Annotated in this window: 9 protein-coding genes; 2 read left to right on the top strand and 7 right to left on the bottom strand. The window is 35.7% G+C overall.

Features of this window, described 5'->3' with window-relative positions; translation table 11 throughout:
* Positions 1–371: 371 nt before the first annotated feature.
* Together H6F45_RS20175 and H6F45_RS20170 are read right to left on the bottom strand one after the other, a co-directional pair.
* Complete coding sequence (locus H6F45_RS20175; protein ID WP_190348203.1) at positions 372–2,615, bottom strand: FdhF/YdeP family oxidoreductase; 2,244 nt, start codon at positions 2,613–2,615, stop codon at positions 372–374.
* 129 nt (positions 2,616–2,744) lie between these two features.
* Entirely contained in the window at positions 2,745–3,644 is a 900-nt protein-coding gene (locus tag H6F45_RS20170; RefSeq protein ID WP_137668760.1) for a S1 RNA-binding domain-containing protein, read from the bottom strand.
* A 78-nt stretch (positions 3,645–3,722) separates the two neighbouring features.
* Between H6F45_RS20170 and H6F45_RS20165 the strand changes: the two genes are divergently transcribed.
* Positions 3,723–3,998, top strand: coding sequence for a hypothetical protein (locus H6F45_RS20165; RefSeq protein ID WP_190348202.1), 276 nt, complete (start codon positions 3,723–3,725; stop codon positions 3,996–3,998).
* Here the strand turns inward: H6F45_RS20165 and H6F45_RS20160 are convergent.
* Positions 3,937–4,683 (bottom strand): dienelactone hydrolase family protein, encoded by a 747-nt coding sequence (locus tag H6F45_RS20160; protein ID WP_096572752.1) that lies wholly within the window; start codon positions 4,681–4,683, stop codon positions 3,937–3,939. The two genes, H6F45_RS20165 and H6F45_RS20160, sit on opposite strands and share 62 nt — an antisense overlap.
* A 118-nt stretch (positions 4,684–4,801) precedes the next feature.
* On the opposite strand from H6F45_RS20160, the gene H6F45_RS20155 reads away from it, so the two are divergent.
* Positions 4,802–5,788: a GntR family transcriptional regulator gene (locus tag H6F45_RS20155; protein WP_137668134.1), complete on the top strand. Its 987-nt coding sequence runs from the start codon at positions 4,802–4,804 to the stop codon at positions 5,786–5,788.
* Between the two features lie 249 nt (positions 5,789–6,037).
* On the opposite strand, the gene H6F45_RS20150 is transcribed toward H6F45_RS20155, so the two are convergent.
* From H6F45_RS20150 to H6F45_RS20135, 4 genes are all read right to left on the bottom strand, one after another.
* The gene (locus H6F45_RS20150; RefSeq protein WP_190348201.1) at positions 6,038–9,472 is read right to left on the bottom strand and encodes a helicase-related protein; all 3,435 of its coding nucleotides are present in this window, start codon (positions 9,470–9,472) and stop codon (positions 6,038–6,040) included.
* Positions 9,473–9,811: 339 nt separating this feature from the next.
* Positions 9,812–10,216, bottom strand: coding sequence for a type II toxin-antitoxin system VapC family toxin (locus H6F45_RS20145; RefSeq protein ID WP_190348200.1), 405 nt, complete (start codon positions 10,214–10,216; stop codon positions 9,812–9,814).
* The gene (locus tag H6F45_RS20140; protein WP_190348199.1) at positions 10,206–10,421 is read right to left on the bottom strand and encodes a hypothetical protein; all 216 of its coding nucleotides are present in this window, start codon (positions 10,419–10,421) and stop codon (positions 10,206–10,208) included. Before H6F45_RS20140 ends, H6F45_RS20145 begins: the two co-directional genes overlap by 11 nt.
* 354 nt (positions 10,422–10,775) lie before the next feature.
* The gene (locus H6F45_RS20135; RefSeq protein ID WP_190348198.1) at positions 10,776–11,042 is read right to left on the bottom strand and encodes a hypothetical protein; all 267 of its coding nucleotides are present in this window, start codon (positions 11,040–11,042) and stop codon (positions 10,776–10,778) included.

The following is an 11,042-nucleotide window of genomic DNA, read 5'->3' as shown; positions in this document are numbered from 1 at the left end:
TAACTTGAGTTTTGTTTTGATGGATAAAAGCATTTGCTGATGTCAACACTATACTTTATTATTTAATTCTGACACATTTTGCCTAATTTTTTAGTCAACTTATTCCATGTATACGTCAAATACTTGTAGTTTGGTATGTACTTGTATAGGTTTGTCTAGTAAATTGTCAACTTAGGACAAGCTCTACTTTATCCACTACTGATAGAGTTTTTAAGATTATAACAGGTGACAGGTGACAGGTAACAGAAATAAAAGTCTAGAAATTAGAAGAAAAAATATATCTTCTCCAAGTATATCTTAAACCCTCATTTCTCTGCGTTCTCTGCGCCTCTGCGTGAGAAATAAAAAATCTGAAAACAGGAAACGAGATTTTATTGATAAACAAAAACCGGAACTCTTTTATATGCAGGTGTGCCACTTTTCGGATCAATTTTCCCCTTAAATAATATATTTGCTTCAGGATAAAACATAAAAGCCACCCCTTCACGAATTGCACCAGAAATAATTTCTATATTCTCTAATTCTCCCCCATCTCCTTTAACCTTCACTCGTTGATGTGGGTGAAATCCTGCTTTTTTAATATCCAAATTATTCATCAAAATACAATGACGATGGGGCATATTTCTATATTTATCTTCTTGTTTATAAACTACGGTGTTATGTTGTCCATAACTTCGCCCTGTTCCTAATATCAATACAATTCCTGCCTGATTTTCCTCAATGCCAAAATCTGATTTTTTAGGTGTTAATAATTGGGGTAAGGGTGTTACAAACATCTGGGCTTTACCATCAGGGGTTTTAAATTTCGGTTCTGCAAAAATTCGCCCTTCAATGGTAAATTCTTCTTTGTTTTTATCAATTTCTCCTATTTTTTGATAACCAGGTATGGTTTTAGCAATTAGTTCTCTGATATAAACAGTATCTTGCAATTTTCGCCAATTAATTGGATTTTCCCCATGTAGACGATAGGCAATTTCTGTGATCAATTCTATTTCGGAAATCAAATGAGAATTATGGGGTTGTAAATGACTTTTACCTTCATCATTTAACCTCACAAAGTTATTACCTGATTCTGTTGTGGTTTTATGGGGATTTTCAAAACGATTGAAAACTGGTAATATTAATGTTTGGTTTTTTCCTAGTCCGTGAAAATGTCCTAAGTTGGGTTTGGTAGATACATAAAATATGGTTTCTATTTGCGATAATGCTTGTTTTGCTTGTTGTAAATCAGGGTTAGCTGCATACAAATTACCACCTAAACAAAAGAGAGTATCTACTTGACTATTTTCTGCTGCTGCTATTAAATCACGGGTATGATAACCAGGTGTTTCGCTGAGAGGTTTTCCTAATAATTTTGATAGTGCTTGTTTGATTTCTTCTTGCAAGTGAATAGTTACACCCATTGATCCAAATCCTTGAACATTTGAATGTCCTCTAATGGGCATTGTTCCTGATCCAATTTTACCCGCGTTTCCTGTAATTAAGGCGGTATTTGCTATACTTAATATGTTATCAACTCCGTTTTCTTGTTGGGTTACACCCATCGCCCAAGCAAAAACTACTTTTGATGATTTACCGATTAAAGAAGCGGTAGCGGTGATTTCTTCATAAGATAAACCGCAAGTTTGGGTGATATTTTCCCAGGTTGTTTTATTTGCATATTCTACAATTTCTGCCCAGTTTGTTGTATAGGATTGCAGATATTCTCTGTTAACTAAATTCTGTTCTATTAATGATTTTTGTAACCCTACAAATAAGGCTACATCACTACCGGGAATAGGTTGTAAATATAAGGTTGAGATATCTGAACCACCTGTGAGTAATGATTTGATGGGAAATGCAGGGGAGGCAAATTTAACTAAACCGATTTCTATTTGGGGGTTAATAATAATTACTTTACCACCTCTGTCCCGCAATTTGATTAATTCGTTCATTAATCTGGGGTGGTTTGCTGGTGCGTTAGAACCTATTAATACTACACAATCACTGTGTTTGAGGTTCTCTAAACTTACCATTGATGTACCTGAACCGAAAACTTTTTTTAAGCCTACTGTTGAGGGGGCGTGACATAAATCGGAACAGTCGGCTAGATTGTTACTACCTAGCGATCGCATTAACAATTGTAATAAATAAGCAGCTTCATTTGATGAACGTCCAGAACTATAACTAGCGATTCTTTCTGGTGTTATACTAAAAGCTTGTGCTGCAATTTGATAAACTTCTTCCCAGCTAATGCGTTGATAATGGGAAGATCCGAATCTGAGAATCAGAGGATAAGTTAATCTACCTAAGCGATCGCATTCTTGAGAAGTCAGTTTTTGTAATTCATTAATATTATATTGTTGGAAAAATTCTGGTTTTATTCCTGGTTGCAATTCGGCTGATATAGCCTCTACACTTTTAGCACAACGTTGTAAATATTCTCCCCCTTCATTAACAAAACCCCCTTTTTGTCCACCCGTACCCCATGCACAGGATAAACAGGCGCTTTTATGATTCAGGGTTTGCCATAATTTTAACCCTTGGGGTGTTAATGTTTGTTCTACCCAGTATTGAATCACTGGTAAACCACCGCCTGATGATAGCTGAGACTTGCTTTCAGGTAATTTATCCATAAGGAGATCAAGGAGTTGGGAGATCAAGGAGTTGGGAGATCAAGGAGTTGGGAGATCAAGAAGTTGGGAGTTGGGAGTTGGGAGATTAACGATAATTTCACCAATCACCCATCACCCATCACCCATCACCTATTCTGCTTTATTCGCTGCTCTGTTAGCACGGGCTTCTGCGGAGTTCATGACTTCTGCAAAGTTTTCTACAACTTCACCGGGGTAGTTTTCTAATACTCTAGTAGAAATAGCGACTCGACCTTTACCTTCATCTAAGTCAATAATTACAGCTTTAACTTGCTGACCTATTTGAAAGACTTTTTCTAAAGAGTCAATAAATTTTTGGCTGACTTGTTTAATGTGAAGTAAGGCGCTAACACCATCTAAATCTACAAATACACCAAAAGGCTTGATACCTGTAACTTTGCCTTCGACTAATTGACCAATTTCTAATAAACTAAAGTTGCTAGAACGAGCGGCTAAACGTTGGGAAAGAATCAGTTTTTTGTTATTGCGGTCCACTTCTAAAAAACCAGCGGTGAGAGTTTGACCTTTAAGTGCTTCTAAATTATCACGTTCGGCTAGATGCGATCGCGGAATAAAACCCCGCAGAGAAAGAACTTCAACGTTAACACCACCTTTATTGACACCGATTACCCGCACTGGTACTGTTTGGGAACTTTCCTGCATTTGGGATAATTTTTCCCAAATGTGCTGAATTTCCAACTGCTTGCGAGAAAGAGTAACTTGACCTTCCGCATCTTGTTCCCGGATAATCAAAAACTCTAGTTCCTCATTCATCGGTAACACTTCCGATAAATCAGTTACTGCTCTCAACGAAGCCTCATCTCGCGGTAAGAAAGCAGACGACTTACCACCAATATCAACATAAGCGCCATCATGGTCAAGTTGAAACACCTTACCATGTACAACTTGTCCCTTTTGAAATTGGTAATCGTGTTTTTCCAGTGCTTTGGCAAAATCGTCCATTGAAAAAGACGAATTGGCTGTTTGAGAAAGTTTTGATTCGGAATTCATGTTTTTTGAAGATTAATTGTTATGAAAAATTGGTAATGGGTAATTGGTAATTGGTAATTGGTAATTGGTAATTGGTAATTGGTAATTGGTAAAGTTCTTTTAGTCCCCAGTCCCCAGTCCCCAGTCACCAGTCACCAGTCCCCAGTCACCAGTCCCCAGTCACCAGTCCCCAGTCACCAGTCACCAGTCACCAGTCACCAGTCACCAGTCCCCAGTCCCCAGTCACCAGTCCCCAGTCCCCAGTCCCCAGTCACCAGTCACCAGTCACCAGTCACCAGTCCCCAGTCCCCAGTCACCCTAAAGTGTTGGCAAAAAGTTGTTGAACTTGTTGCCAAGCATCCGCCGCAGCTATAGGATTATAACTACCACGGCGATCGCAGAAAAATCCGTGATCAGATCCATCGTAGCGAAACACGCCATGAGAAATGTTGTGTTTTTGTAACGCTGCTTCAATTTCGTTTACCTGTTCTGTGGGTATACTGGCATCATCCATCCCAAAAAAGGCGTAAATAGTCCCGGAAATTTCTGGAGTGCGGGTAATAGTAGGGTTGCCGCCTCCAGGGGTGCGGGTGGTGATCCCAGCACCGTAAAATGAAGCAGTAGCTTGAATATCAGGGAGGGTAGCAGCTAGGTAGGCGACATGACCACCAAAACAAAAGCCAATACAACCAAAACCTTCTTTTTTGACATTGGGCTGAGTTTTGAGATAATTAATAGCGGCTTGAATATCGCTCAACAGTTGTGAAGCTGTGGTTTGTTCCCAGGCGTATTTTCTACCAATTTCTATGTCTTCAGGAGTATAACCCGTTTCAAAGCCCGGTGCTTGGCGTTGAAAAAGAGCAGGTGCGATCGCCACATACCCCAGTTGAGCAATCCGTTCTGTCACCTCCCGAATATGCTCATTAATTCCAAAAATCTCCTGTAAAACTACAATTCCGGCGTAAATACCAGGTGATGTTGGTTTTGCTAAATAAGCATCAATTTGACAATCATTTTGAGAAAGTTTAACTTTTGTAGAGTCTATTGTTTGCTCTGTCATAATAATTTTCATCAAAATTATCTGATCCGATAAATTCAAAATAAATCATATATTTATATTTAACAGGTAGTACACACAAACAGTTAAGTGCAGCTACCAATCATCAGGAGAATTGTTAATGATTCAATTCCGAATTCAGCCAGACAGCGAAATCCCCGCATCCAGCCAACTATTTAATCAAATTCGCTTTGCGATCGCCTCTGGTCAGTATGCACCCGGTTATAAATTACCCAGCACCAGGGCGTTAGCCATGCAAACTGGATTACATCGTAACACTATTAGTAAAGTTTACCGCCAGCTGGAAGACGAAGGATTTGTCGAAAGTCTAGCAGGTTCAGGAATTTATGTCCGCGCTCAAGGCCATGAGGGTGGTGGTAGGTTACAATCTCCCATTCTGAAACAATACCCCGAAGCATACAAAACAGTCCAAAAAACACTGGATGAATTACTTAATCAAGGTTGTTCCCTCAATCAAGCACGGGAGCTATTTTTAGCGGAAGTTGACTGGCGTTTGCGTTGTAGTGCCAGAGTTTTGGTAATAGTACCATTACAGGATCTTGGTGCTGGGGAATTAATGGTAGATGAATTAGAAGAATCCCTAGAAATTCCCGTCCAGTTGGTAACAACAGAAGAATTAGCCGCAGTCTTAGAACAAACCACATCGGCCACATTAGTCACCAGTCGTTATTTTATCGGAGAAGTAGAAGCGATCGCTGGACCCCAAGCAGTCCGCGTTATTCCCCTAGATATTCATGACTATAGTAAAGAACTCAATGTAGTTAAAAGCCTTGCCAAATCAAGCTGTATTGGTATAGTTAGCCTCAGTCCTGGTATTCTCAGAGCTACAGAAGTCATCCTACACGGTTTACGGGGGGATGAACTATTAGTTATGACTGCTCAACCCAAGGATGCTTATAAACTAAACGCCATAGTTAAACGTTGCGAAATCATATTTTGTACAGATCCAGTCAGTTACTTAACAACACAAGCAGGAATGCAAACAGTCTCAGATGATCTAATTCGTCCACCTAAACTAATTCGTTGTGAAAACTACATTGGTTCTCAATCAATTAATTTACTGCAAAGAGAACTGGGTTTAATGTGATGGGGCAGGAGTTTTTTATTTTGGATTTTGGATTTTGGATTTTGGATTTTGGATTTTGGATTTTGGATTTTGGATTTTGGATTTTGGATTTTGGATTGTTTTTATCAACCCCAATCTAAACAGGACTTACGCAAAAGAGAACGAAAGTAGGGGTAATTCATGAATTACCCCTACGCAAGAATAAGGTTTTCAGTCACATCTTACGTAAGTCCTACTAAAATCTAAAATCTAAAATTTTCCGCCCAATAACTAATCACCAAATAACCCCAAGGAACAAATAATTTGCGCTTCCTGTTGTCCATCTTCAGGATGGATAATACACAAAGAATTATTATCTCTTAAAGATATAATCATTGTCGCTAATTGTTCATCATTAATACCGCTTTTTAACTGCCGATTTAATTTAACTACCGTTGTTTCTTTTAACGGATAATGATATATTTCTTCTACCGCTTTTTTTAAAGTCTGCCAATCTTCTCCTGATGTAAATATAGGGGTTTTTGCTTCCGTTTTTTTAATATAATTATCTAACCGGTAATAAGTTCGATATCTGGCACTTTTAGAGCTTCCTAATTGTCCTCCAGATGTTTTTTGCTGTTCTAATAGTAAATCAGCCCCTTGAGCGACAATTTCATGGTGTTGGGGATGCTTTTTTTCTGGGGGTGTATCCCGGTTACATCTTGCCATTCTTAAAATTCTCATTTGCGATTGAGTAACACTTTTTCCTTCCTTATTTATCCACGCTAAAGCATCCGTACCTTCAGCAGTTCGCAGATACATTAACACCCCTTGAGGATCTAAATTTGTACCTTCATGGTAACGGGTAGAATAAATCACATTGGGCAGATTTTTAATGATTTTCTCTAAACTTGGATCAGCATCTATGGCATTTTTCCAAATTTGAAAAGCTTCCGAAGTTAAATCAACTTCTCCATCATCTACTTCATCTAAAATACCCGATTTCTCATGATAAAGATCCAGTATTTCTTGATAGGAAAAACCATCCTCAAAAAATGCCTCATCTGTACCCACTACACTAGCATTTTGTTGTAATCTTTCGGTCAGTCTACCTCTTAAATTAATTAATTTTTCCACACCCTCCGCAGGTAAAAAAGAATAACAGAGAATTTCTGATGCTTTTTGGCCTATTCTATCTACCCTTCCTGCTCTTTGAATTAAGCGAATAATTGCCCAAGGTAAATCATAATTAATAATAATCCGACAATCTTGTAAATTTTGACCTTCACTTAAAACATCCGTAGCAATTAAAATTCTAATTTCCTGTTCAGGGGTGATATTCTGTTGATTACTTTGGGGACTAAAACGATATACTAAAGATGTGGGATCATTTACCTTACCCGTAACTAAAGCAGTTTGGGAAATATGCGCTTTTCCTAGACATTCCTGTAAATAACGCGCTGTATCTGCAAACTGAGTAAAAATCAATATTTTCTCATCAGGATGAATTTCTGTGAGTAACTTTTGCAAAGTTTGAAATTTTTGATCTTGTTGATAATTCCATTCTCCACAGTTATTTAAACAGTTATTTAAACAGTTATTTAATAACTTCAACAATGCTCTAGCATCTTCCAGAAGATGTTTTTTCAACTCAGACTTAAACAACCGATAATTTAACCATTTAAAACGTTTTTGATATTTGCTTTGATAAAGTGCATAAATAACCTTTGCTTGACGTTTATATTCTGCTTCTTTACTGCTTAAACTAGCAAAATTTACCTCATCATTCTGATCATCATTTTCTTCATCATTGTCATCATCAGCTATTTCAAAATCTAAATTGGTAGAATTAATATTATCCGCATCTTCATCATTATTTGCAGTCTCTAAAAATTCCGCATCCTGTGTACCAATGGGAATATCTAATTTATTTTCTAACGCATGAATATAAACATAATTTCTTAAAATATGACGTTCTAAAGATTCTAAAAAAGCATTACCGCTACTTTCTAATCTTTTAAATAAATTCGTGCGACAAAAACCCATTAACCGTCTTCCCCCACGGGATAAACCATTTAAAATTTGTTGTTCCGTTGCTGTGGGAGGTTGTTTATATTTATCTAAGGTGTAATTTCCTAAACCGTAACGGGGTAAAGATAGAGAATTGATAATTTCTACCACTTCACTAGAGTATAATTTGCCATAGTCATCATCATTATTAATAGTAAAAGTGGCAGTTTTAGGAATGCGGGTGGGAAAATAAGAACGAGAACCATCAGGAAATTGTAAATATTTTCTGCCATCTATTGCATCAGTTTCGGCATAATTATTTTTAATGAAACTGCGTGTTCTTCTGAGCATATAACGATTCATTAATAATTGCCAATCTTCTGCATATTCGCTTTTTTCAAATGCTGTTAAAGTTCTCACTTCCGTTTGCGGATATTTACGTTTAAATTCAGTTTCATTTCCCAATTCTCTGATTAAATTTTCTGGTTTAATACCTAAATCTTTAGATTCAGGAATAAATAACCGTAACTGTGCAGATAAATCTAAATTACTTTTATTATAAGGGGTTGCAGTTAATAAAATACAACGACTTCCGCTTTGTTCAATATATTCTTTAATCGCTGCATAACGTTGTCCATCTCTATTTCTTAAATTATGACTTTCATCTATTAATACTAATCGAAAACGGGCGGTAATTGTCGGTAATATTTTGGTAACTTGACTAATAGGAACTACCCTAGCAGCTAAACCATATTCATCTTGATATTTTTCCCACATAGAAACAAGATTTTTCGGACAAATAATAACGGTACTAATACCCAGTTCATCCTCTATAATTTTAGTAATTGCTGTTCCTACTAAGGTTTTTCCTAATCCTACCACATCCCCAATCATTACACCACCACGACGGTTAACATAATGGGCAGCAACTTTTACTGCTGCTGCTTGAAAAGGGAATAATTGAAAATCATAAGGTATAGCATATTGACTTAAACCATCTCGCGCTTCTTGGGAGAGATGATAAGCCATTTTGAGATAAACATAGTAAGGAGAAATAAGTTTTTCTGTTGCCCAACTTTCATCTATAATTTTGATTAATTCATCAGAAATATCTAAACAAAATCGATCTTCCCAACGTTCATTAAACCAGGTTTGTAATTTATTAGTTGCATCATGATCTAATATGTCAACGTTTAATTCTCCCTGGTAAGATAAGCCAGAAAAGGTTAAATTACTACTTCCTAAAAAACCAATAGCGGGTAAATTATGATAATTTTGGGGAATTAAATAAAGTTTAGCGTGGAGAGGATGACGGAGATATAATTTAACTACTACTTTTTTAGTTTGTAATTGGGTTTTTAGTCTTTTTAAACCCCATTCATCATCATTGCTGGGTTTACCTAAAGTTAATTGTTGACTAAATTCTTGTACTAGGCGTTTTCTCAGGTTAGTTGTGTCACTTTGGGATATGGGTTTGCGAGATATTCCTAAACCTAACATTTGGTTAAGTTCATCTTTGGGTAATTTTTGCATTCCAATTAATAAGCGACAACAATTATTTTCACCTCCGGTAAATTGTTCTATTTCTTCCTGTATTAATTTCCATCCCCGCAGGTTGAAATAACCTACACAAAAATCCGCTTTATGTGCATCTTTTAAACTTTGTTTGAGGGTTGTTAATAATTGTTCATTGATGTTATCAAAAATTCTTGGCATAGGTTTTTATTTATTATAAAATTGGTTGTAGGTTGGGTTGAGGAACGAAACCCAACACTTAAAATATTTAGGGGTTGCTGAGAAAGTCTTTCCGTGAGGGCATAGGAGTCAGGAGTCAGGAGTCAGGAGTCAGGAGTCAGGAGGAGATTTGAAAATTTCTTTGCCATCTCTTGAAATCCCAAAAAATGGACACTTTTTCCGGTATACCCTTCAAAACCCTTGCACTAATTTCTGTGTTTATCAGCCTCTAACCTTTGATATATCAAGGTTTTAGGTTTATTCAGCAAACCCTATTTACAAGATTAAAAAAGAATTTAGGGATATTTTGATTAGTTTGTACTATTTTACTAAAGAAAATCCAGCTTGTTGAAAATGATGATCAAAACTTAAAGCGTGAGTAATATTTTGATTTTTCATAATTACAAAAGAAATGCAGTCAACTAAACCCCATTCTTTATCTTGAAATTTTTTGTACAAATCAAATCCTTGATTAAATAATTCAGGGGTAACATGGATAATCTCTACCGTTTCTGCATTTAACAAATATTCTAATAATTGAGTTGCTTCTTGTTTGTAATTACGACTTAAACCGTTAGCAATTTCTAATAAAATTGCATCAGAAGTTACTAAAAATGAATTATCGTAATAATTTGCTAAATCATTAGCTATGTGATGATATTGATCTCGTTCATTAATTAATGCAATAATAAATGAAGTATCCAGAAAATAACGATTATTGCTCACTTGTTTCCTGTTTATACAAATAGTTATCAAAATTTACAGAAAAATCTTCAGGTGCTTGAATTTTTATCTCTTTTAACTTAGATAATATCCCCTTTTTTTTGTTTTTATTTTTATCTCTAAATTCTTTAAGTAATTGATAAACCTCATCAAGTTCTGCTTCTGGTATATTGTCAATTTCGGCTTGAATTAATTCTTTAATAGTCATGGTTTTTACTCCTGTTGCTAATTTGAATATTATAACATAATATCAGATTTCCGACTTCTATGATTAATTTATCATTTATTTACACAATTAAAACGGAAGTTAGGGATCTAATATAGGAATTTTACCTTCATTAAACCAATTCATCATTAAGTAAGGATGAACTATTTGAAGACTATGGGATGGTGATCTATAAATTCCATGTCTTTCTGGTATAATGATTTTAACATCTTTAGTTAAAAAATCTTCAAAATTAGCAGTAATTAATATTGTTGCTTTCCCAGATAAAGCTGTTTCTAAAACGTGCTGATCTTCTATATCTGATATAGGAATAATTCCTGTTCAAGAAGTAAACTATTATTCATGTTTAGTTAATTCGATAGCAGCTTGCAATAAATCATCTTCAGTTTCTAGTGTTTCTAACCATTCACTATCAAATTGTTGGCTAATTTTTTGGGATATAATTTGATATTGTTGATCTAAAAAATTGCGATTAATAGATACAACTTCTTTTTTATGATGATCATTTCTATTGATAAATTCTTTAAGTAATTGATAAAACTCATCAAGTTGATCTTCTGGTATATTGTCAATTTCGGCTTGAATTAATTCTTTAATAGTCAT

The sequence above is a fragment of the Sphaerospermopsis sp. FACHB-1194 genome (assembly GCF_014696235.1).
Lineage (GTDB): Bacteria > Cyanobacteriota > Cyanobacteriia > Cyanobacteriales > Nostocaceae > Sphaerospermopsis > Sphaerospermopsis kisseleviana.
This window is presented reverse-complemented; position numbering and strand designations above follow the sequence as displayed.

Coding starts and splice junctions, on each gene's coding strand:
- H6F45_RS20155 (WP_137668134.1), top strand. CDS start 4,802: ATGATTCAATTCCGAATTCAGCCAGACAGCGAAATCCCCGCATCCAGC.
- H6F45_RS20135 (WP_190348198.1), bottom strand. CDS start 11,042: ATGACTATTAAAGAATTAATTCAAGCCGAAATTGACAATATACCAGAA.
- H6F45_RS20150 (WP_190348201.1), bottom strand. CDS start 9,472: ATGCCAAGAATTTTTGATAACATCAATGAACAATTATTAACAACCCTC.
- H6F45_RS20170 (WP_137668760.1), bottom strand. CDS start 3,644: ATGAATTCCGAATCAAAACTTTCTCAAACAGCCAATTCGTCTTTTTCA.
- H6F45_RS20160 (WP_096572752.1), bottom strand. CDS start 4,683: ATGACAGAGCAAACAATAGACTCTACAAAAGTTAAACTTTCTCAAAAT.
- H6F45_RS20140 (WP_190348199.1), bottom strand. CDS start 10,421: ATGACTATTAAAGAATTAATTCAAGCCGAAATTGACAATATACCAGAA.
- H6F45_RS20175 (WP_190348203.1), bottom strand. CDS start 2,615: ATGGATAAATTACCTGAAAGCAAGTCTCAGCTATCATCAGGCGGTGGT.